The organism is Paenibacillus sp. SAFN-054, from assembly GCF_051966755.1.
Classification (GTDB): domain Bacteria; phylum Bacillota; class Bacilli; order Paenibacillales; family Paenibacillaceae; genus Paenibacillus_AQ.
Map to the genome: position 1 here is coordinate 142,051 of NZ_JBQCKS010000004.1, position 20,382 is coordinate 162,432.

Annotated in this window: 21 protein-coding genes; 10 read left to right on the top strand and 11 right to left on the bottom strand. The window is 53.1% G+C overall.

Annotated elements, in window-relative coordinates:
• Positions 1 to 12 precede the first annotated feature (12 nt).
• The gene (locus ACTHPM_RS19365; protein WP_440397138.1) at positions 13 to 1,140 is read right to left on the bottom strand and encodes a glycerol dehydrogenase; all 1,128 of its coding nucleotides are present in this window, start codon (positions 1,138 to 1,140) and stop codon (positions 13 to 15) included.
• 223 nt (positions 1,141 to 1,363) lie between these two features.
• Here ACTHPM_RS19365 and ACTHPM_RS19370 point away from each other — a divergent pair, with 223 nt between their 5' ends.
• Positions 1,364 to 2,404, top strand: a complete 1,041-nt coding sequence (locus ACTHPM_RS19370; protein ID WP_440397137.1) for a PocR ligand-binding domain-containing protein — start codon at positions 1,364 to 1,366, stop codon at positions 2,402 to 2,404.
• A gap of 166 nt (positions 2,405 to 2,570) precedes the next feature.
• On the opposite strand, the gene ACTHPM_RS19375 is transcribed toward ACTHPM_RS19370, so the two are convergent.
• Together ACTHPM_RS19375 and ACTHPM_RS19380 are read right to left on the bottom strand one after the other, a co-directional pair.
• On the bottom strand, positions 2,571 to 4,202 hold the full coding sequence (locus ACTHPM_RS19375) for a DUF4179 domain-containing protein (protein WP_440397136.1): 1,632 nt from the start codon (positions 4,200 to 4,202) through the stop codon (positions 2,571 to 2,573).
• Positions 4,150 to 4,758 carry an RNA polymerase sigma factor gene (locus ACTHPM_RS19380; RefSeq protein ID WP_440397135.1) on the bottom strand — a complete coding sequence of 203 codons (609 nt, stop codon included), beginning with the start codon at positions 4,756 to 4,758 and terminating at the stop codon, positions 4,150 to 4,152. Before ACTHPM_RS19380 ends, ACTHPM_RS19375 begins: the two co-directional genes overlap by 53 nt.
• Before the next feature lie 399 nt (positions 4,759 to 5,157).
• Between ACTHPM_RS19380 and ACTHPM_RS19385 the strand changes: the two genes are divergently transcribed.
• The 5 genes from ACTHPM_RS19385 (at position 5,158) to ACTHPM_RS19405 (ending at position 9,234) form a co-directional block, all read left to right on the top strand.
• The gene (locus ACTHPM_RS19385; RefSeq protein WP_440397134.1) at positions 5,158 to 5,874 is read left to right on the top strand and encodes an MBL fold metallo-hydrolase; all 717 of its coding nucleotides are present in this window, start codon (positions 5,158 to 5,160) and stop codon (positions 5,872 to 5,874) included.
• Positions 5,875 to 5,877: 3 nt separating this feature from the next.
• The gene (locus ACTHPM_RS19390) at positions 5,878 to 6,435 is read left to right on the top strand and encodes a TetR/AcrR family transcriptional regulator (protein ID WP_440397133.1); all 558 of its coding nucleotides are present in this window, start codon (positions 5,878 to 5,880) and stop codon (positions 6,433 to 6,435) included.
• A gap of 120 nt (positions 6,436 to 6,555) precedes the next feature.
• Positions 6,556 to 7,089 (top strand): CcdC family protein, encoded by a 534-nt coding sequence (locus tag ACTHPM_RS19395; RefSeq protein WP_440397132.1) that lies wholly within the window; start codon positions 6,556 to 6,558, stop codon positions 7,087 to 7,089.
• Positions 7,090 to 7,571: 482 nt separating this feature from the next.
• Positions 7,572 to 8,018, top strand: coding sequence for a DUF1641 domain-containing protein (locus tag ACTHPM_RS19400; protein WP_440397131.1), 447 nt, complete (start codon positions 7,572 to 7,574; stop codon positions 8,016 to 8,018).
• A 37-nt stretch (positions 8,019 to 8,055) separates the two neighbouring features.
• Positions 8,056 to 9,234, top strand: a complete 1,179-nt coding sequence (locus tag ACTHPM_RS19405; RefSeq protein WP_440397130.1) for an NAD(P)/FAD-dependent oxidoreductase — start codon at positions 8,056 to 8,058, stop codon at positions 9,232 to 9,234.
• A gap of 73 nt (positions 9,235 to 9,307) precedes the next feature.
• Here the strand turns inward: ACTHPM_RS19405 and ACTHPM_RS19410 are convergent, their stop codons facing one another.
• From ACTHPM_RS19410 to ACTHPM_RS19420, 3 genes are all read right to left on the bottom strand, one after another.
• Positions 9,308 to 11,251 (bottom strand): FUSC family protein, encoded by a 1,944-nt coding sequence (locus tag ACTHPM_RS19410; protein ID WP_440397129.1) that lies wholly within the window; start codon positions 11,249 to 11,251, stop codon positions 9,308 to 9,310.
• Between the two features lie 218 nt (positions 11,252 to 11,469).
• Positions 11,470 to 11,919, bottom strand: a complete 450-nt coding sequence (locus ACTHPM_RS19415) for a V4R domain-containing protein (protein ID WP_440397128.1) — start codon at positions 11,917 to 11,919, stop codon at positions 11,470 to 11,472.
• A 19-nt stretch (positions 11,920 to 11,938) separates the two neighbouring features.
• Complete coding sequence (locus ACTHPM_RS19420) at positions 11,939 to 12,184, bottom strand: ferredoxin (protein ID WP_440397127.1); 246 nt, start codon at positions 12,182 to 12,184, stop codon at positions 11,939 to 11,941.
• A gap of 246 nt (positions 12,185 to 12,430) precedes the next feature.
• Between ACTHPM_RS19420 and ACTHPM_RS19425 the strand changes: the two genes are divergently transcribed.
• The 3 genes from ACTHPM_RS19425 to ACTHPM_RS19435 all read left to right on the top strand — a co-directional run bounded on the left by ACTHPM_RS19425 (position 12,431) and on the right by ACTHPM_RS19435 (position 14,241).
• A complete protein-coding gene (locus ACTHPM_RS19425; protein ID WP_440397126.1) occupies positions 12,431 to 12,697 on the top strand; it encodes a hypothetical protein in 267 nt (88 codons plus the stop codon).
• 141 nt (positions 12,698 to 12,838) lie between these two features.
• Entirely contained in the window at positions 12,839 to 13,807 is a 969-nt protein-coding gene (locus ACTHPM_RS19430) for an L-lactate dehydrogenase (protein WP_440397125.1), read from the top strand.
• A gap of 143 nt (positions 13,808 to 13,950) precedes the next feature.
• Complete coding sequence (locus ACTHPM_RS19435) at positions 13,951 to 14,241, top strand: hypothetical protein (protein WP_440397124.1); 291 nt, start codon at positions 13,951 to 13,953, stop codon at positions 14,239 to 14,241.
• Between the two features lie 154 nt (positions 14,242 to 14,395).
• Here ACTHPM_RS19435 and ACTHPM_RS19440 read toward each other — a convergent pair whose 3' ends face one another.
• From ACTHPM_RS19440 to ACTHPM_RS19460, 5 genes are all read right to left on the bottom strand, one after another.
• Complete coding sequence (locus tag ACTHPM_RS19440; protein ID WP_440397123.1) at positions 14,396 to 15,028, bottom strand: hypothetical protein; 633 nt, start codon at positions 15,026 to 15,028, stop codon at positions 14,396 to 14,398.
• Positions 15,029 to 16,105 carry an ankyrin repeat domain-containing protein gene (locus tag ACTHPM_RS19445; protein WP_440397122.1) on the bottom strand — a complete coding sequence of 359 codons (1,077 nt, stop codon included), beginning with the start codon at positions 16,103 to 16,105 and terminating at the stop codon, positions 15,029 to 15,031.
• Positions 16,106 to 16,171: 66 nt separating this feature from the next.
• Entirely contained in the window at positions 16,172 to 17,674 is a 1,503-nt protein-coding gene (locus ACTHPM_RS19450; protein WP_440397121.1) for an amidase family protein, read from the bottom strand.
• Between the two features lie 46 nt (positions 17,675 to 17,720).
• Positions 17,721 to 18,110: a DUF4440 domain-containing protein gene (locus tag ACTHPM_RS19455; RefSeq protein ID WP_440397120.1), complete on the bottom strand. Its 390-nt coding sequence runs from the start codon at positions 18,108 to 18,110 to the stop codon at positions 17,721 to 17,723.
• 46 nt (positions 18,111 to 18,156) lie between these two features.
• Positions 18,157 to 18,570 (bottom strand): VOC family protein, encoded by a 414-nt coding sequence (locus ACTHPM_RS19460; RefSeq protein WP_440397119.1) that lies wholly within the window; start codon positions 18,568 to 18,570, stop codon positions 18,157 to 18,159.
• A gap of 296 nt (positions 18,571 to 18,866) precedes the next feature.
• Here ACTHPM_RS19460 and ACTHPM_RS19465 point away from each other — a divergent pair, with 296 nt between their 5' ends.
• Entirely contained in the window at positions 18,867 to 20,381 is a 1,515-nt protein-coding gene (locus tag ACTHPM_RS19465) for a nitrate/nitrite transporter (protein ID WP_440397118.1), read from the top strand.
• Position 20,382: the final 1 nt, after the last annotated feature.

Here is a 20,382-nt window from a genome sequence, read left to right on the forward strand (position 1 = left end):
GTTATCGCATCCTTATTGTTGTTTGAATTCCCGGCCGATCCGGTCGGCAACGACGATCGCAGCCGCGACGGCTTCCTCCGTGATCGGGAATGGCATGGCATGTATGGATTCCTCCGGAATGCAGGCCATCTGCGCGACCTTGGCCAGCTCCTCCGGCGTCACGCTGTCCACACCGATGTCGGCAAGGCAGACCGGCAGGCCGACTGCCGCGCAGAATTCCAGCACTTCGTTCAGCTCAGAAGTCGGTGCGTTCTCGAGCACCAGCTGCGCAATCGTGCTGAAGGCGACCTTTTCGCCGTGGAAATAATGGTGGGTTCCTTCCAGTGCCGTCAGACCATTGTGGATCGCATGCGCAGCAGCCAGGCCGCCGCTTTCGAAGCCGAGTCCGGACAGCAGGATGTTCGTTTCGATAATATTCTCGAGTGCTGGCGTCACCTGATTGCCGTCGCAGGCGATTTTGGCGTTCACGCCGTCCTCAAGCAGCGTTTCATAGCACAGCTTGGCCAGCGCGAGGGCTGCCTTGGTGCCCCGGGCTGCCGGTGCCGCGCCGGCATGGACGCCGCACGGCAGTCCTGCATTCACTTTGGTAAAGGAGCGGGAAGTAGCTCTTGCCTCAAAATAGGTCGACAAGGCGTCTCCCATGCCGGATACGAGAAAACGGGTCGGCGCATTCGCGATGACCGTCGTATCGATCATGACGACGCTTGGGCTCTGTTTGAAGTATGCATAATCCTCAAATGCCCCTTCATTCGTGTAAATGACCGCCGAATGGCTCGTTGGCGCATCCGTGGCCGCAATCGTCGGCACGATGATCAGTGCATCGCCTTCGGCTACGCATTTCGCTGTATCGATCGCTTTGCCTCCGCCGAGTCCGATCGTGCAGGAGCAGTTTTTTTCCTCCGCCAATGCCTTTAAACGAGCGATTTCCTCGCGGGAGCACTCGCCGCGGAATCCGCTTTCAACCAGCGTCACCTGAAACTTCGCCGCAGTCGCGTCCAATTTGTCCTTTACGCGCTTCACGTCTTCCGGATGGGCAATCAGCAGGGCGGATTCGCCGTACGTACGAATAAAATACCCCAAATTCAGCAGTTCGTTTTCACCCTGTACATATTTGCTTGGACTGATAAATGCTTTTCTCATCGTCTCGTTTCCCCTTTCGATGGTCGTCTATTGCCCATTATACGCGGGGGGACACGGGGAATTCATGGCATTAAACATGCCTTTTAAAGCGCTTTCTGATAGTATTATTATGTACGGCCTTCTGAGAAATAGTACTATCCTGTTCTATGAAAGTTCATGTTAGTATAATGAAAGTAGTAAATCGCAAGGATCATTGCGCAACTTACGTTTGGGAGCGAAGCCTATGAACTCACGTTACGATCTAAACCGGATCATCGATATCGATAAATGGCATAAGCTGCAGGACTCGATCTCCCTCGTCACCAAGATGGCGATCATCACGGTGGATTACAAGGGCGTTCCGGTCACCAAGCACAGCTACTGCCAATCCTTTTGCCAGGCGGTGCGCAAGGATGCCGCGCTGTCTCCCTACTGCCAGAAATGCGATGCCCGCGGGGGACTGGAAGCGGTCCGCACCAATAAGCCTTATGTGTATCAATGCCATTTCGGCATTGTTGATATTGCTATCCCCATCATTATCGACAACCAATACATCGGCGCGGTCATGGCGGGCCAAATCAAGCTCCGTGATTCCGACCTGCCGCTGGAGCAAATCGTGAACCGCCCGCCGAACGCGGAAACGAAGCGTAAATTCCGTGCCCTGCAGCCGGAATACCAGTCCCTGCCGGTGCTGTCTTCGGAAGAAGTCACGACCATCGCCGATATGCTGTTCCACCTCTGCAACTATATCGTGGAGGAGGCCATCCACAAAAATAATACGATTGATATGTATAAAAAGACCCTGTCGCTGGAATCACCGGCTGCCGCCTCCATGCGCGCCGCGGCTCCGACGTACGAAACGATCCAGGCGATGCAAAGCGAGCTATCCAGCACGCTGATCGAGACGAAAATCAAGAAGAGCACGGCCAATGAATACCGCTCGTCGAATCCGCTGCTGCAGCCCGCCTTCGATTACTTGTACCGCCATAAGCACGAAAACGTCCGTTTGCAGGATATGGCCGGCCTTTGCCATGTCAGTCCCAGCTATTTCAGCCGCGTGTTTACGCGGGAAACCGGCGAGAATTTCTCGGTGTTCGTTCCCCGCCTAAAAATCGAATGGGCCAAGCAGCTGCTGGAAACGACCGATCTCCCCGTCAACCAGGTCAGCGACGAGCTTGGCTTTGCCGAGCCGGGGTATTTTATCAAAACCTTCAAGAAATTCGAAAGCTTAACCCCGGCGGTGTACCGGAAGGTGTACTATCAGAAGCATGATCAGAAAATGTAGGCAGCTCTCGTTCCCAAGCATATTCATCCTTCGCAGAAGCTCTGCCAAGCCAAACGTTCACAACCAGTCGAGATACAGAATATACGGAAAGATCGAGCGAAAAAAAGAGTATTCCTGAACCGGTCCGGGCGACCGGCAGGGATACTCTTTTCACTTTCGTTCAAGATTAAGGTGTCTCCGAGCGCAAGTAGCTCTCCGGATCGACGTTCTCAAGTCCGGGAATGGGCTTGCCCATCGGCAGCTCGAAGGACCACTTCACGTTTGAATACCACTTGTCGGTCACTTTGCGGATCAGCGTGGCCTTTTCCGGCAGTTCGGTCATGCCCTGCACGACAAAGCCGGGGTCGCCGTCAATGTCCTTGATTTTCCCCATACTGTAAGACCCTCTGAAATGCGCATCATATTCTTTGCCATCCTCATCCTTCAAGACCCAAACATCCTTACTGAACTCATTAAGGAAAGCGCCATGCATCTCGATCAGCCCCGCCGTTTTCTGTTCCTGAGCCCTCGCGTTCGGATCATGTCCCACCGTAAAGCCGTGAAGGGTTAGTGTATCTTCCTGATCCTTAAATGTTACGGGATGTTCCTTAAGCTCACTTGGAACCAGTTCAACCGAACCGCTGCTTTTCACCGGAATGGAATACCCGTCCAATACGAAGCGCAGCTTCTGGCGGTCATAAGGAAGATACCTGAAGGTATAGGTCCAGTGCCGTTTACCTTCGCGGAGTTCGCTATGCTGCGAAATGATCGTCTCCGGATGTCCACCCCGATTATTGTTTACGCTTGAGATATCTTCACCCTTTTCATTCTCAAAATGAAACATCAGCTGCTGCTGACCCTCAAGCTCGCCCGGTGAGCGTAGTGCGGCATCGGTGATCAAGGAAGTGCTTAGATCCAATCTCACGCCACTTGGCGTCCGTACCAGCTTTTCCATCTCAATGCGCATACCATCGGGCGTAACATACTTCTCATTCAGAGGTGTCGTAATATTCAACGCATTCGCCTTTTTCATGTCGAGCTTGAAGTTGAAATCCCAGTTTCCTTTCACGATCTTTTTAGAAAATACATTTCCTATTTCGCTTACCTCTCCTAATACAGTTACTTGATCATTCTGAACTTCATGAGTAAAAACAAAAGTCAGTTTATCAATGAACTTCGATCCTCCTTGTTCCCGGAGCCGTGCCACCTCATGATCGTTAGCATCTAGAACAAGGATTTTACTCCAGTCCACCTGGTTCACGGCAGGCTCCCCTCGCGGATCCGTCACCTTAACCCCCATCACAAGCCGGGTCGCATCGGCGACCACTTCGTTAATCTCAATCGTGTAGCCTTTATCCTTCACTTTGATATGAGGGTTCTGCACGAGTCCCAGGCTCTGCGCATCCATTATCCCGCTGTCCGAGGTCTCCCTCGCAAAGATGGACCGTACCCAGTCGGCAATCGAAGGCTGCGCATACAGGGTTAATGCCATCGCTACCACAAGAAGCGAAGCGACCCACAAGGCCCCTTTTTTCAAGAAAGGCCGTGATCTGGGATGACGCACCTTGGAAGCAGCCACGGATTCTTCCTCCGCAGGCTCGATGTCCAGCAGCTCCAAGGAAGCCATGACCTGCTCGGTAAAGCCTTCCGGCAGGCTCTCGGCATACAGCAGCTGCGTCCATACCTGTTCTTCCTCCTCGGCTGCAGCTACCAGACTCCGGCATTCCGGGCACATCCGGATATGGAATTCCAGCTCTTCATCCGCCTTATTTCCAGACCGAACGGATTCTTTGGTCTGAGCAAGCTTCCAGCATGTCATGCATCATCCCCTCCTTTTCCTTGAACTTTTTGCGCAGAGACTTCTTGGCCCGGTGCAGCCGGTTGCGCACCTGATTCACCTCAATGCCGGCAATATCGGCAATCTCGTCGTAGCTTAGCTCATTCGTATATCGCAGCAGCAGCACGATCCGATATTGATCAGGCAGCTCCTGCAGCAGTCTCTGCACTTCCCCGCCGGTTTCCTTGCGGAGATAAGCCGATTCCGGCGTCTCGGCGGCGTGATGCTGCGCCCGGATCAGCACCTCATCCTCCACCGGATCGGGCTTTTTTCTCCTTCCGGCATCCTTCATCACATTCACGGCGATGGCGTACAGCCAAGAGGCAAAGCTCGCCTCCTCCCTGAAGCTTGCCAGCTTGCGGTAAGCTTTGAGAAACGCCTCCTGCATATAGTCCTGGGCATCCTGGGGACTTGCTCCCAAGCCTCTGAATAGGCCGTATATTTTATTTTTGTGTGTATCCACCAGCTGTGCGAAGCTTCTCTTGTCGCCAGCCAGTACCTGCCTGACCAGTGCAACGTCTTGTGACGGGTCTGCCATAACGATCCTCCCTGCTCATCATCGTTCCTTTATATAGTAGACGGATGTGACCCGGCGTTTCTCTCACTTCTTTCACACACAAAAAAAGGAGCCCTTCCCAAGGAAGGACTCAAAATCAGATTAGACATATGAAAGGGTTTACAAAACCATTATAGTATGAAAATGTCTATTTGAAAACGCTTTTTCGTAAACGCAGACCGTAATCGTAGACAAGGAACAGGTTCCTCGGTGAGCTTGTCCTTACATTAGGCTCTTATCCCGTTCTTCCTTGGGGCTTTTATATTGGAGGAAAGGTTATCGGGTCTGCTGAGAATAAAAAGAAAAATACGGATTGCCAAAACTAATATCATTAGTTATAATACTAATAACATTAGTTTACATTGTGGGAGGATGCTTCATATGAGAAAAACAACCGTTCATCAGGTGACCCAGCTTTCCTTTTTACCCCGTCTGTTCCCGGTTAATGTCTATCTTGTCGAGGAAGATAATGACCTGACGCTGATTGATGCAGGCATGCCGTTCAGTCTGAAGGGAATTTTGAAGGCTGCGCAATCTCTCAGCAAACCCATCACCCGTATCGTGCTTACCCATGCCCATGGTGACCATGTGGGCGCACTGGATAGCCTTAAGGAGGCCCTTCCGGGCGCCAAAGTATATATATCACGCCGGGATCAGGCCCTTCTTGCTGGAAGCCGGGCCCTTGAAGAAGGGGAGCCGCAGCTGCCGATCAAAGGCGATGTTCCGAAGAAAATACGCACCAAACCCGATCATTTGATCCATGACGGCGATCGGATCGGTTCCCTGCTCGCCATCGCTTCCCCGGGTCATACGCCGGGCCATATGGCATTCCTGGATACGCGCAGTCAGGTATTGATTGCCGGCGATGCGTTCCAGGTCCGGGGCGGCATGGCCGTATCCGGCCATGTACAGCCGCTGTTCCCCTTCCCTGCCTTGGCAACATGGAACAAGGGGGCTGCACTGGCCAGTGCCCGCCGCCTCGCCGACCTTCGGCCCTCCTGGCTTGCGGTAGGGCATGGACGGATGCTGGAACAGCCGCAGGCTGCGCTGACACTCGCCATACAACATGCGGAAGCCGCATTCGGAAAGGAGGCCTAGTCGATGGCCAAAATGGGACTCGACCGCCAAACCCTGCTCGTAGCCGCCGCCGAGCTTGCGGACGCTTCCGGCCTGGATTCACTTACCTTGGCCGCGCTTGCGCAAAAGCTGAACGTGCGCTCCCCTTCCTTATATAATCACGTGAAGGGCCTCCCCGACTTACGGGCTGCCCTCACCATCTATTGCATTCACCTACTCGTCGATACGACGCGCGATGCGGTGATCGGCAAATCCGGGGATAAGGCCATCCTCAGCCTATGCGAGGCATATCTCCGGTTTGCCCGTACCCGCCCCGGTCTATATGAGGCCTTTTATAAGGTAAACACGCAGCAGCACGAGGAACTGGATGCCGCCAAACAAGAGCTGCTGGAACTCTACCTGCGGATTATGGAGCCTTACCGGTTGAGCGAGGAGGAGACGCTTCACGCCATCCGCGGCCTGCGCAGCCTGCTGCACGGATTCGCGACGCTTGACCAGCATGGAGGCTTTCAAATGAGCCTTCCGCTCGAGGCCAGCGTACAATATGTACTCCGTGCTTTTCTAAGAGGAATAAGCCGGTGAATAAAGCTTGTCCCACAGCTGAAAGATGTCATATGACGTTCAAGTTTACTTCTGATTGCGTGTGATATAATATAGTTATACGTGATTAATTATCTTTTGTGATAGAGAGGAGTCTTGAACTTGGCTCATATGAGTCCCTCATATCTTCAAATCGGCTCTACCGTGGGGGCACTGGTAATGGCGCTTTTGGTTATTTTCGTGCGTTTAAAGGCCAGCAACAGACCCGTAACGATCAAAAAAATTATCATTCCGCCGCTTGGCATGTCCACAGGCTTCCTGATGTTCGTGGCTCCCGAGGTTCGGGTTCCATGGCTTTGGGCCCTGGCTGCCTTTCTCGTCGGCTGGTTCATATTTTCCTATCCGCTGATACGCAGCACCAAGTTTGAAGTCAGCGAGGGCCAAGTTTTCGCAAGACGCTCCAAGAGCTTTATCGTCATCCTGTTCGTGCTGCTCATCGTACGCACCGTACTCCATCAGGTCATTGACGAGTACGTATCGATCCCGCAGTCCGGCGCCTTGTTCTTCCTGCTGGCCTTCGGCATGATTCTCCGCTGGAGAATTTTCATGCTGAAGCAGTACCGCACCATTGAGGCTGCAGGCGAACTGAACGGCCACCCGGGCAATGCCGAGGCGGAAACGCCGCATCAGCCGTAAGCCATCCGCATCGGGTCGGACTTCGATTTATGCATACAAGATGCTGCATAGCTTCGTATTAATGAACCGGTCAACGGGCCCAAACGGCCGTTGGCCTGTTTTCATTCCTGAATGCATACGGGCATGCCTATTTGAAGAAGCTATGGGAGGATGCCAAAGAAACGGAAACCCAAAGACGGGATGTATGCGGCGCTGTGGAATTCATCACGTTTTTCTCGTAAAAATGAAGCAAAACTGAGAATTTTGGACCAAGATGCCGTAATCATGTGTAATTCTTCACAATTCGTGGCTTCCCAAGAAAATGCCTCGTTATCCTTTTGAAGATCATTATGTTACCATAGGAAATGGTGATTTAGATTCGAGACTTTTTTCGTTTTTCGAGGAAGGTCTTCAGCTTATAGACCCCTCTGCCTGAAAAGGGTCTATCAGCCCTTTTTTATAATAAAACTAAGCATTGCTGCTTACGCAAAGGAGAAATGGACATGTCAGAAATTACTACTGATGCAAAGACTGAACAAGCGAACACGCCTGTCAGCCACGATCAAAACGATTTGCTGGACCAGCTGCTCAAGCCAGAGGTTCAGGAATCCTTGACTACACTGGTCAACCATCTTCCAAAGCTGACTGAGCTTGTGAATGTATTGACAAAGTCTTACGACTTCGCTCAATCCGTGGCTACCGACAAGACGCTGAAAAGCGATACTGTTGGCGCGATTTCGGAAATGGCTTCCCCAGTCATCAAATCCGCTAAGAACGTTGCTGCAAACGTGATCGAAGCAAAAGACCGCGCTGACGAAAGTCATGAAGTGATCGGTCTATTCGGCATTCTTAAGCTGCTCAAGGATCCGCAAGCGCAAAAAATGTTCCGTTTCGTGAACGCTTATCTGCAGGTTTCCGCTGAACGCGCGAAAGAACAAGACCAACATTAATTCTCTTAATATGACCAGTAAGGACGGAGGAAAAACTATGTCAAAACATATTGTCATTTTGGGTGCAGGATATGGCGGACTTCTCTCTGCTCTGACTTTGCGCAAATATATGAACAAAGATCAGGCTCGCGTAACCGTGGTTAACCAATATTCGACGCACCAGATCATTACCGAGCTTCACCGCCTGGCTGCAGGCAGCATCGCCGAAAAGGCGATTGCCATGCCTCTCGACAAGCTGTTTAAAGGCAAAGACATCGATCTGAAAATCGCGAAGGTGGATTCCTTCTCGGTAGACAGCAAAGAAATCAAATTGTCCGACGGCTCCAAGCTTACTTATGACGCTCTGGTTGTCGGCCTGGGTAGCGTTACGGCTTACTTCGGCATCCCTGGACTGGACAAATACAGCATGGTGCTGAAATCCGCTGATGACGCCAACCGCATTCATCAGCATATCGAAGACCGCATCAAGGCTTATGCACAAACCAAAGACGCTGCGGATGCAACGATCCTTATCGGCGGCGGCGGCTTGACCGGCGTTGAGCTTGTGGGCGAAATTGCTGACATCATGCCGAAACTGACTGCCAAATACGGCGTGAACCCGGCCGAAGTCAAATTGCTGCTCGTTGAAGCAGGCCCTAAAATCCTGCCGGTGCTTCCTGACCACCTCATCGAGCGTGCAACGGAAAGTCTTGAAAAACGCGGCGTAACCTTCCTGACAGGTCTTCCTGTAACGAATGTCGAAGGCAACACGATCGACCTGAAAGACGGTCAAAAAATTGTTGCCAACACCTTCGTATGGACTGGCGGCGTTCAAGGCAATCCGCTCGTTGGCGAATCCGGTCTTGAAGTGAACCGTGGACGCGCAACCGTCAACGAATTCCTGCAATCCACATCCCATCCGGATGTATTCGTGGCTGGCGACAGCGCCGTCGTATTCGACGCAACGGGTCGTCCATACCCTCCAACCGCGCAGATCGCTTGGCAAATGGGTGAGCTGATCGGCTACAACCTGTACGCTTACCTGAACGATAAAGCATCCCATACGTTCAGCCCTGTGAACTCCGGTACACTGGCAAGCCTTGGACGCAAAGACGCTGTTGCGAGTGTAGGGGAAAACAACACTTCCCTTAAAGGCCTGCCTGCAACGATGATGAAGGAAGCAAGTAACATCCGTTACCTCTCCCACATCAAAGCGTTGTTCGCTTTGGCTTACTAAGCTTATCTGATATAGGCAACAATAAAGCCCCATTCCAATGTCGATCATTTGGATGGGGCTTTTTGCTTGGCTTTTATTCGCTTGAACCGGCCTGCACTGCTAAGCTCTTTTCCAGAGCCTCTTGCAGGGATAACAGCTCCTGCCGGACTTTCGGGGCAAGCGCCAGCTCGGGTACTTCGGGCAGAATCATGCTGCGCTGCTGCTCAGCGCTTTGAGCCATTTTCTCGAAAGACAGCAGCAGCCGGGCAAGCTCAGAATCAGACAGCTCGGGTCGGTTTGGCGTTCTGGCATAGGAATTCAGCAGATAGGCGAGCTGATCCAGTGCCCATACCACGGGCAGAAGCCGCTGCAGCTCCGCTTCGCTCCTCGGAATCTCGCCAAGCGCCGTTGAATAGACGGTCGTCAAATTCGACAGATTCGTCTTCATCACCCGCTGCTCCTGGCTTTCTTCCGCGCGGTATGCAGCCGGCTGCTTGGTGAACAGCATCGATGCCAGCTGCGACTGGCTCCGGATCGTCCGGCCCATCAAATAAGGGATGCGGCTTGATGCGGATCTGCGGCCGAGGAGCAGCACGCCGATCAAGCCGATCACGCTGCCGGTGATGACATCCACGATCCTCGTTCCGGCAAAGTACGCCACATGATGGATATGCGAGCTGGCTTCCGCCATCAGAAGCGCATTCGGCGTGACGAATAAAAGGGCGATCGCATAGTTGCGGACAATCGTCAGCTCGGCAAAAAAGGTGAACAGCATGATGGCAACCGAAATGACGAAGCCCTCCGGACGGGTCCACAAAATTGCACTCGCGGCCAAAATGCCGATAATCGTCCCGATCGAGCGCTGAATAGCCCGGTGGAAGGTCGCAATCACCGTCGAACCGAGCATGACCGATGCGCAGGACAACGGCACCCAATAAGAGCGGTTCAGATTAAACGCATGGGCTGCCAGTGCCGCGATTGTCAGCACGATCCCGAATCGGAGCGAAAGGAGAAATACGAGCGAATTTTTGTCAAAAGCGCCCAGAAAGACGCTTTTCGCCGGGGTCCCCGGCGATCTTCTTCCCTGCCATGCTTCTTCCGGGTCTGCCTGCATGATGGATGCCAGCGCTTGGACAGACTGGAGAAGGCCCTTCAGCCGCGGATCACCATCCAGCGCCCGGAGGGCTTCCGCCTTCCTATTCCCGTGTGCGTGAAGCTCAGCGGCTACACTGCCCACCGCCTGCCCGAGTTCCGCCGGGAGCGGCTCCCTTCCTCGCCTGTTCCAGGCGTCCGTCTCCTGGTAGATCACATGGGCCTGCCGGAACAGCCGGAGAAGCAGACCTACAAGCCTGGGCTCACGCCAGGACAGGCCTTGACCTGCAAAGGTGGTTTCGGCCTCCACCATGGAGATCAGGGTCTCATGCCTCGCCTTGGTGTAATGTTCCGTTCCGGCTGCATTCATCATTGCCGCTAAATTGCGATACAAGGCGCGGACCGCCAGTATTTCGGGACCATGCGGATTCGTAAGCCAGCCCGCCATCGCGATCAGCCAGGCGAGCGCTCCTCCCAGAATGACGAGCATCCCCCTTGTCAGCGCCTCTGAAGGTCCATCCGGCATGCCGGAGGCGAGCGCGAAGCCGAGGACGAAGAACAGCGCTGCCGGGCCCTTGAATTTCAAAGCTCCAAACATAAAGGTGGCCAGCGCCCCGATTCCTCCGAGCACCACCGCCGACAGCACCGGGTACGGCGACAGCAGCGAGCCGCTGAAGACGGAGAACCCGAGGCCGAGCATCGTGTAGAAGAGCTTTCTCGCCCTTAACGCATAGGGTTCGTTAAATGTATACAAATACGTAAAGCCGCCCGTCCCTGCCAGCAGTCCATAATCAAAGCGGCCGAGCAGGAGGCCAATCAGCGATGGAAGCCCGAGGCAGATGCCCGCATGGATGGCACGGCTCCAAGGCAAGGCCGTTTGCTTGATTTCAAACGCCTGCCGAATCACGGGGTGAATGAGAGACGGCCGTTGACTTCGCGTGTTCATACCTTTTCTTCCTTTCTGAATGCCCGAGACATTCTAAAAAGAGCAGCTTTACAGGGAGCAGAATTTCATCCCGCGCCGTGTAAAGCTGCCCTTTCCAGCGTATATATGAAGAGTATTTCCATATTAAGAATCAAGTATAACCAGGCCATGCGAACGAAAACTCTCCGCTATGACCTCCCCCTCACCCTTGAATCAATTATGTCGCATACGTTGAGTTACTAATAAAACTTAACCTCATACTCGCAGTGTTCGTCGCCGTTCACGTTGCATTTCACTTCCTTGACGGATACCCTCCGGCCTGTGATCCGGGTTAACGCCCCCTCCATGATCGCGCCTTCCAGATCGCATACAAGCTTGCCCTCCTGGACAGGCAGCCCCTCGCAAAAGCAATCCTCCACCGCCACACGCATCGCGTGCTCATCCTGCTGCACAATGACCGGAATGCCGATTTTCAGCTCCACCAATAAGCGGAAGAGCTCCTCCACGGTCTGGGCCGGCAGGCTTTCGCCAATTTTCCGCCCGATGGTCGCCGTCGTATTTTTCCCTCCCATCGGCAGCCCTTCATGCATCCCGATCAGCCGGATCGCGCGGAACAGCTCCAGCGGAACCTGATTGCCGAGCTCTGTTCTCTTGATATGTTTCAAATCATCGAATGTAAAGCTTGCCATGTGATCTCCTCCCGATTCTTCATTGTTCCTCTCGGAACGGACAAGCGGCCACGTGAATGGATGCCGTCGGGCAGCCATGCTCCGCTTCGTCCAGGCTGTCCCATTGATCTTCCGGGACTTCCGTAATGCCGAGGTTATGGTCACCGGGTAAAATGTTCTCGGCGAGCCCTTCGTCATCATAATCAAAGATATCAGGGGCCAAGACACCGCAAGCGCCGCAGGCAATGCAGGTGCTTTTATCCACAAAAGTATAGGTCTTATTCATCTCCCAACCCTCCTCCTGATTGCTGACATCGGATCCGGATCTATCTGCGATCTTCCAGCCTTCCCTTGATGATTTCAGCGTATCATCGGCTGCAAACCGACCTTGTGATTTTCATCACATCGTTTTTGTCGGTTCCTTGATGAGTCCGGTCACCAACCAAAATTCGTGTTTGTCCGCATGTTCTTAAAATCCTCCATCCCCTATATCCTAAAAAAGGGGTTTTATGACGAAAGCAAGGAGGAACGCATGCGAAGGCTTGTCGCTACGGAATTTACGGTCTGGGTGTTTACCCGGTCGGAACTGGTCAAATTTGTGATGGTGGAAATCCTCTTCAGCTCCGCGCTTTATGCGGGGTTGAGGCGGGTAAACGGGCATGAGGCTATCGCGATTTTGGGAAGCTCCATCGGTACGCACCTGTTCAAATATGTGGGACCAGGCGGGAGATTCCCTGTTTGGCGCAGCAAAAAGCAGCCGCAGTCTCTGCCATGGAGTCCTGCGGCTTGGAGGGAATAGAACGCTCGGGAACCGGTTAAGCTGCTGCTGCCGGTTTTGGTTCGTATGGGGCATTTTTCAGCCGTTTTCAGCCCATTTTCGTCCGTGATGGGATTTTAGTTGAATCCTCATGTAAAATAGGAATGAAGGAGCGGATGAACTATGAACCGTAAAAGAAGAAGAGTCGCCATCGTAGGCTCCGGCATGGTCGGATCCAGCTGCGCGTACTCCATGATTAACCAATCCATCTGCGACGAGATCATGATGATTGACCGTACGTATGACCGGGCGCTCGCACAGGCGCTCGATTTGTCGCATTGCATTGATTTCACACATACACGTACCACCGTTTATGCCGGTACCTATGCGGATTGCTCCGATGTGGATGTTGTCATCCTGACGGCAGGAGCGAATCCCAAACCGGGACAGAACCGGATGGACGTGCTGGCCGAGGCCGCGGAAATTACCCGCCAAATCGTGACTCCGATCGTAGAGAGCGGATTTAACGGCATATTCATCGTGGCCGCAAATCCGGTCGATGTGGTCACCTACATGATCTGGAAGCTGACAGGCTTTCCGCGCCATCGCGTGATCGGCTCCGGCACTTCCATCGATTCCTCCCGCCTCAAAACGCTGCTCTCCGACGTCTTCTCCATCGATCCGCGCAGCGTAAGCGGTTATGCGCTCGGCGAGCACGGAGAGTCGCAGTTCGTGGCCTGGTCGCATGTGACCATTGGCGGCAAGCCGATCCTGGATATTCTGGCGCAGCATCAGGAGCGCTTCAAGCATGTTGACCTGAACGATATCGCCCGCAAAACAAAGGATGCGGGCTGGGAGATATTCACGCGCAAAGGCTCGACCCATTTCGGGATCGGGAGCGCGATCGCCCATATTGCACGGGCCGTGCTCAATGACGAGCATAAAATTATCGCCGTATCCGCCATACTCGACGGAGAGTACGGCCAATACGGCGTATGTGCCGGCGTGCCGGCGATTATTAGCAGCGACGGCATCCAGGAGCTGCTGGAGCTGAAGCTGAATGAGGAGGAACAGGAGCGTTTTCAGGCTTCCTGCGACCTCATCCGCCGCAATTTGGAGGGACTCGAGCTGGAACCCATCCAAAAAGGCTAAAAGCCTTTCGGATCAAGGAGAATAGGGATATAATGGTAAATAATTGTTATATAAATTGAACTAAAGAATAGGAACGAACTTTGCCTGTATTTCAGATGGAATCAAGGAGAAACACGGTTAAACTTTAGTTCATTTTATATAGAATGGAGCTGATCCCTCTGGACTTCGTTGCTGCCGCGATCGCCATCATGCTCATGTGCGGCTTCTACTTTGCCGTCGCCTATTTCGGTTTGAGGCTTTTGTTCAAAAAAGTGCTTCGCCGATCCGTGGATCCCGCTATGCTGATGGCCGCTATTACGATAGGCGTTGTCCTGATCTTGATCGGGCAGCGATTATGGTATCACCAGCCATTTGAACCGGCGCTGGTACTGATGCCGATCGCCGTGACCGCGGTGCTGCTGCGCCGCATCCGAATGCAAGGAAGAAAGAAATAATTGTATTGTCATTAAGGAGCCTTACCCCGCCTTCCGGCAAATGAAGATCATTTCCGGACTGGCGGGGGTTAACGGCTTCTTTTTCCATCCCCCGTAAACATGCAATATCTCAGAGCAGATCTGCTTTAGGCGGAGAGCTTCCTGATTACAAAAATCAAGAAAACTGCCAAAAGCCAGCTACTGGAGCCTTTACTTCACCTGCTTGGATTCCAGCATATATGTACAGCGCCCCATAGCCAAACGGATAACTGTAATGATCCACGAGCAGCGTGTCCGGATAGCCGTCTTCATCAACTTGGAACAGGAAAGATAACAAATCCTCCGCCAGCCTCTTCGAATAAAATCCTTCCTTCTGAATCAGTCTCGGCGTCCCGCCGAATTTAATCAGGAAAGGCTCTTCCACGGATTCATGGTCATTGCGGACTTCTCCGTCCGTTATCTTGTGCCGGATCAGACCCGGGTGTTTGAAGATATCTTGGGTGCTTTCGGCTGAAACCGGATGCTCAATCACTTTGATGGAGCAATCGGGGTAAATGTTATGTTCCAAGTACTCCTCATAGCTCTGAGGGATGAAGACCGAAATCATCCATGCAGGCTTGAAGGGATGGGCGATGCTCATGTAAAAATAAAAGAATTGGTCTCCTTCATGGATAAAATCCGCTTTGTCATCAAAGTAAGCGGGTGCATTGCCGCCAATCCAGCTCTTACATGTCTCTGCAGTTGGACCTTCACTCGCATAATACAAAATACACTGTGTCCGGTCGGTTAAGAAGCTCGCCGGATTCATTTACAGCTCCCCTTCAAGAAATTGAATAAGGTACGCCTCTGGTTGTTCGATAAATTGAGTAAAGCTGCATAAATCGGCGTGCGTCTGGTGCTCCTCGTCATAACAACCGATCATACCCTTCTTCGGGTTCCACACCAGCTGCAGATCCGAATAATTGTCGATATCGGCTGAGAGACGCAGCAGCTTTTGCCGGCCGTACTTCATCTCGACCGTATCGGTCAAGGTGAAGAAATCGATATAACCAATGCCATATTCATTATCTGAAAGGTCTAGGCGCAGATGATCTCCGGAAAGAAAGCGGATAAGCTCGTCATTTAATTTATACTTTTTAAGTTCATATTTCCGGTTCTCTGCATCATGAAACTCTGGCGGCTCCAGTGACTTCAAATAATCCGCCATGACCTTATCCTTATTGCTTACAGCAATCGTGTATGCCCGGTCGCCATTCTTCTCTGCGATAGTAACGTCAGCGCCGCGTTCAACCAAAAATTTCACCATTGCTTTATTTCCTATTCTCGCTGCAACGGTTAACGGAGTCGCTCGATAAGGATAGACCATGTCCGGCTCATTATAATTAATGTCCGCCCCGTGATCCAATAAATACGTAAGGATCTTGATATCATGGTTGGACACGGCTTCACGCAATACAGCACCCCCGAACTGCTGTATATCTAATCCCAGCTCATGAATAAGCGGAATATTGCTCTTATTGCCGTAGTACGCTTCCCAATAGGCATCTGAGCCGACGTGATTGAGCATATCCATCCTGGCTCCATGCTCTACAAGGTATCGGATGATATTTTCCTTACAGTAGCGGACAGCCTTCAGAAATGCCGGATTCTGAGGGATATTCAGGTTAACTCCCTGCTCCACAAGCAGCTTAATCACATCGAATTTCTGACAAATAAGCGCCAGATTGAGCGGACTTAATTTCGTTCTCTTACTAAGTACAATCTCCTTTTCGATATCCCAGCCAGCTTCCAGCGCAGCCTGCAGCTCCGGAATATTACCTGTGTAAATGTGCATCGCGATTTCCGGCAGCGTCTCGAATTTCCCGATATCTTTCAGTTGAATCATCCTGCATTCACTCCCGTTCCAAATATTGATGGTATTTCCTATGTTCAATTGATGGTATTCTGCCGGTTAGACCTGTTCCAGCTGGCTCATCTCCGGCGGAACCCTATGCTTCGTTGCCTGCTCGTATCCGTAAGCAAGCTTGATCAATGTCGGCTCGCTATAGGCTGTTCCGATAAACGTGATGCCTACCGGGCCTTTCGTGATGTAACCACCAGGCGCAACCACACCGTTCCGTGCATATCCGCCGGGTACAGTAATGACCGGATATCCGGCGCGGGCCGCGATATCGTCGCCCTCCTCGCAGCCGAGGAACAGAAGCGCATCCAGCTGATGCTGCTTCAGCGCTGCGTCGATTCCCTGCTCCCGGGCCATCTGCCCGTTCAAGCGGCACGCTTCGGCGTATTCCGGTTCGGTCAGCATGCCGCTTGTGGCCTCCGATGCTTCCAGCACGTTTTGTCCATACTTCAGGCATTGATCGGCATGCTCCTTGTTGAAAGCGATCACCTCGGCCAGCGTGTGTACGGGAATGTTCTCCGGCAGCGGTGCAAGATAATCGTTGACGCCCTTTTTGAATTCGTAATGCATGACGCTCCAGTTCCAGCTCGTTTCCTGGCACGGAAGCTCCACCGGATCGATAATCGCGGCCCCTTCTCGGCGGAGCACACCGATGGCATCCTCAAGAATTTGCATCCGGTCAGGGTCCAGCCCTTCGTAATAGAACCGCGGTATTCCGATCCGCGCCTGCTTCAGGTACGAGGCATCCAGGAACGGCGTATAGTCGTTTAGAGAACGGCCTTCGCTCGCCCGGGTCGCTTCGTCCCGCTCATCCACACCCGTCATCGCGCCGAGGATAATCGCGGCGTCGGCAACGGTCCTGGCCATCGGCCCGGCGGTATCCTGCGTGTGTGTAATCGGAATGATGCCGCGGCGGCTGACCAGCCCTACCGTCGGCTTGATGCCGACCAGCATATTTTGGCTCGCCGGGCTGATGATGGAGCCCGATGTTTCGGTGCCGATGGATGCCGCGGCCAGATTAGCGGCGACGGCCGCTCCAGACCCGGAACTGGAGCCGCCCACGAACAGCTCGCCCGGCCCATACGGGTTCAGGCATAGGCCGCGGCGGGTGCTGTATCCCGACCACATGCCGTCCGCCATGAAGTTTGCCCATTCCGTCATATTCGCTTTGCCGAGGAAGACCGCACCAGCCTTTCTTAGCTGCGCGGCCACGAACGAATCCTGCGCAGCGGTATGCTCTGCGAGGGCCAGCGCACCGGCGCTGGTATGCAGCGCGTCGCAGGTGTCGATGTTATCCTTCAGAAGCAGGGGAATGCCGTGCAGCGGTCCCCGGCTGCCTTTTTCATACCGTTCGTCATCGAGCGCCTTGGCAATGCTTATCGCTTCAGGGTTCACTTCGATGATGGATCTGAGCTTGCCGTCATATCGCCCGATTCGCTCCAGATAGGCCCGGACCAATTCCTCGGAGCTGGTCTCTCCCGATTCCATCGCTGCCTGCATGCTGCGGATATCCGCTTCGATAATCCACTCTTCTATGTTAGCTGTGTTTTCCATTCGTTTTCACCTCAACGTTTAAGTGGAGCGCGGCCGGAGGACCGGTTCAGACATTCGCATACTTTTCCATATGCTGTCTGTACAGCTTCCACGCTCCCTGTTCCTTGCGGAATACTTCCATCGCCAATGCGCTCGCAACCTTGCGGCCCTGCAGACTGAAGTCCACGATGGCCGACAGGACCAGTTCATGGTCCTCGCGCATGTTCAGGGTCAGATCGGTGTACTCCCAGTGAGGGTTCTTGCCCTCATAGAGCGCGAGGGTTTCGGTATTATCGGTTCTGTAATGCTCCCCCCGGTAAATTGCATAGTCCTTGTCCTGGTAATAGCCAAAATATCCGATAAAATCGTCCGATATCCACTCGTTTATCTCTTCTGCGGTTCCTTCGTTGATGACCTTCCGGTACTCTGCGACCGCTGCAATGGCCTCGTTGAACATGCAACCACGCTCCTTAACTAATAAAATCCGATGGTTCACGCGATACCTAGATACCGGCCGTATTCTGCAAAACGATCCTCCAACCGTCCGGGTCGCAAATCGTAATCCCGTTTACATCCCAGTACGGATTCTCCGACGGCACAGCCGGATACCCCATCCGGTGCAGCCGGCTTGCGATTTCATCCCTCGCGTTTTTATCGGGTATGTAAAATACGAGCAGATTGTCCGCTGAAGGCGGCGGCACAGGGGCTCCATGCTCATGCTGCGTAAATTCCAGATGATAAGCCTGATCGGGCATCCCGAACATTACCCCATCATATCCCTGGTGGTTTTGAAAAGAGCCGATCTCCGGAAGTTCGAGCCCTTTCCCATAAAACTCCCTGATTCGTTCCAATTGATGCGTCGGCCGCGCGGCGCGGAACTGCACCGCAGGCATGCTGCCATTCCACAGACGTCCCATAGTTTTGCCTCCATAACTCGCGTAATTCATAGTTCTCTTGTTCCATGGTCTCTGTCAGATATTCCACAACCATCCCTCCATTTCCTCTTGTCTCGGGGGTTCTTCACCTCCTACAAAAAGACCGGAAACAGGGTGATTCCATGCTACTTCCGTCCTTGCGGGCCTTTTGCCCCAAATTCCAGAAATTGTGTTTAGATGGCTGATTTACGGTTAAAAAAAGTGAAATAAATGGTAAAAACAGTCGAAATCCCGTATCAGCACGACTAACGAAAAAGAACGGAAAAGGAGGAACGGCGTTGATTCGCAAAATTCAACTTCCGCTGCAAACGGGCAGTCTGGTTGCTTCATTCATGTGCTGGGTGTTGATCTCATCGCTTATGTCCTACATCAAAGCCGACATCGCCCTGTCTCCCGGCCAATCCGCCTGGGTGACGGCCATCCCGGTCATATTGGGCTCCCTGCTGAGAATACCCGCAGGCTTCCTCGCCAACCGGTTCGGCGCCAGGGTTTTGTTTACGATCAGCTTTTTGGCCCTGATGCTGCCGATCGTTTATCTCGGATACTCGCACACGTTCGTGGATCTAATGATCAGCGGGTTTTTCCTGGGCATCGGAGGCGCTACCTTTTCAATCGGTGTCACTTCCCTGCCCAAATATTATCCGAAGGAGAAGCACGGCACCATCAACGGCATCTACGGCGTGGGCAATATGGGAACCGCTTTCACAACGTTTGGAGCCCCCTTGCTCGCGAACGCTTGGGGATGGCGTCCTACGGTGTATGCCTTTCTCTTCCTGGTCGCCGCTTTTGCGCTGCTTAATTTCATCGCCGGCGACCGGCATGAACCGAAAGTGAAGGTGTCCAGCCTCGAGCAGTTCCGCCAGGTACGTGGAAATGAAAAGCTGTGGTTTCTCAGCATCTTCTACTTTATTACATTCGGTTCGTTCGTTGCCTTTACCATTTACCTGCCGAACTTTCTCGTCAGCGAATTTGGCCTCGATAAAGTCGATGCAGGAATGCGGACCGCAGGTTTCATTGTGCTGGCCACGCTTCTGAGGCCAGTCGGAGGCTTCCTGTCCGACAAAGCCAACCCCTTTATCGTACTGATGATCATTTTTGCCGGGTTAACGGCTTCCGGAATTTTGCTGTCTTTCAGCTTGTCCCTGCCGCTGTTTACGGTAGGATGTCTGACGGTGGCCGTCTGCGCCGGCATCGGCAACGGGGCCGTGTTTAAGCTGGTTCCGCTGTATTTTTCCAAGCAGAGCGGTATCGTCAACGGGATCGTTGCCGCGGCCGGCGGACTCGGCGGATTCTTCCCGCCGCTGATGCTGACGACGCTCTACAGTGTGACCGGCCATTATTCCATCGGATTCATGGCGCTGTCCGAAGCGGCCTTAGCCAGCCTTGTGATTGTATTCTGGATCTCGTTTCAATCCAAGCTCCAGTTATCGGCCGACATTATCCGTTCGACGGCGGATGCGGTGATGGTAACCGACAGCAATAGCATCATCGTCAGCGTAAACCATGCCTTCAGCCGCATCACCGGTTTCGATCAGGAGGACGTGATCGGCAAGACCCCCGCCATACTCAGCTCCGGCCGTCACGGCCGGGCCTTTTACGAATCGTTCTGGCAACAGCTTCTGGAGAAGGGGCACTGGCAGGGCGAGATCACCAATAAGCGCGCGGACGGCAAGCTGTACCGTGAGTGGCTGACGGTCAGCGCCATCAAGGATGAGCGGGACAAGGTCAAAAACTATGTGGCGATCTTCAGCGACCTGTCCGATCAGGATCAACCCAAACCAAAGGAGAGATAAA

Excerpts from the sequence above, each read along its gene's own strand:
- ACTHPM_RS19365 (WP_440397138.1), bottom strand. The coding sequence starts at position 1,140 with ATGAGAAAAGCATTTATCAGTCCAAGCAAATATGTACAGGGTGAAAAC.
- ACTHPM_RS19370 (WP_440397137.1), top strand. The coding sequence starts at position 1,364 with ATGAACTCACGTTACGATCTAAACCGGATCATCGATATCGATAAATGG.
- ACTHPM_RS19375 (WP_440397136.1), bottom strand. The coding sequence starts at position 4,202 with ATGACATGCTGGAAGCTTGCTCAGACCAAAGAATCCGTTCGGTCTGGA.
- ACTHPM_RS19380 (WP_440397135.1), bottom strand. The coding sequence starts at position 4,758 with ATGGCAGACCCGTCACAAGACGTTGCACTGGTCAGGCAGGTACTGGCT.
- ACTHPM_RS19385 (WP_440397134.1), top strand. The coding sequence starts at position 5,158 with ATGAGAAAAACAACCGTTCATCAGGTGACCCAGCTTTCCTTTTTACCC.
- ACTHPM_RS19390 (WP_440397133.1), top strand. The coding sequence starts at position 5,878 with ATGGCCAAAATGGGACTCGACCGCCAAACCCTGCTCGTAGCCGCCGCC.
- ACTHPM_RS19400 (WP_440397131.1), top strand. The coding sequence starts at position 7,572 with ATGTCAGAAATTACTACTGATGCAAAGACTGAACAAGCGAACACGCCT.
- ACTHPM_RS19405 (WP_440397130.1), top strand. The coding sequence starts at position 8,056 with ATGTCAAAACATATTGTCATTTTGGGTGCAGGATATGGCGGACTTCTC.
- ACTHPM_RS19410 (WP_440397129.1), bottom strand. The coding sequence starts at position 11,251 with ATGAACACGCGAAGTCAACGGCCGTCTCTCATTCACCCCGTGATTCGG.
- ACTHPM_RS19415 (WP_440397128.1), bottom strand. The coding sequence starts at position 11,919 with ATGGCAAGCTTTACATTCGATGATTTGAAACATATCAAGAGAACAGAG.
- ACTHPM_RS19420 (WP_440397127.1), bottom strand. The coding sequence starts at position 12,184 with ATGAATAAGACCTATACTTTTGTGGATAAAAGCACCTGCATTGCCTGC.
- ACTHPM_RS19425 (WP_440397126.1), top strand. The coding sequence starts at position 12,431 with ATGCGAAGGCTTGTCGCTACGGAATTTACGGTCTGGGTGTTTACCCGG.
- ACTHPM_RS19430 (WP_440397125.1), top strand. The coding sequence starts at position 12,839 with ATGAACCGTAAAAGAAGAAGAGTCGCCATCGTAGGCTCCGGCATGGTC.
- ACTHPM_RS19435 (WP_440397124.1), top strand. The coding sequence starts at position 13,951 with ATGGAGCTGATCCCTCTGGACTTCGTTGCTGCCGCGATCGCCATCATG.
- ACTHPM_RS19440 (WP_440397123.1), bottom strand. The coding sequence starts at position 15,028 with ATGAATCCGGCGAGCTTCTTAACCGACCGGACACAGTGTATTTTGTAT.
- ACTHPM_RS19445 (WP_440397122.1), bottom strand. The coding sequence starts at position 16,105 with ATGATTCAACTGAAAGATATCGGGAAATTCGAGACGCTGCCGGAAATC.
- ACTHPM_RS19450 (WP_440397121.1), bottom strand. The coding sequence starts at position 17,674 with ATGGAAAACACAGCTAACATAGAAGAGTGGATTATCGAAGCGGATATC.
- ACTHPM_RS19455 (WP_440397120.1), bottom strand. The coding sequence starts at position 18,110 with ATGTTCAACGAGGCCATTGCAGCGGTCGCAGAGTACCGGAAGGTCATC.
- ACTHPM_RS19460 (WP_440397119.1), bottom strand. The coding sequence starts at position 18,570 with ATGGGACGTCTGTGGAATGGCAGCATGCCTGCGGTGCAGTTCCGCGCC.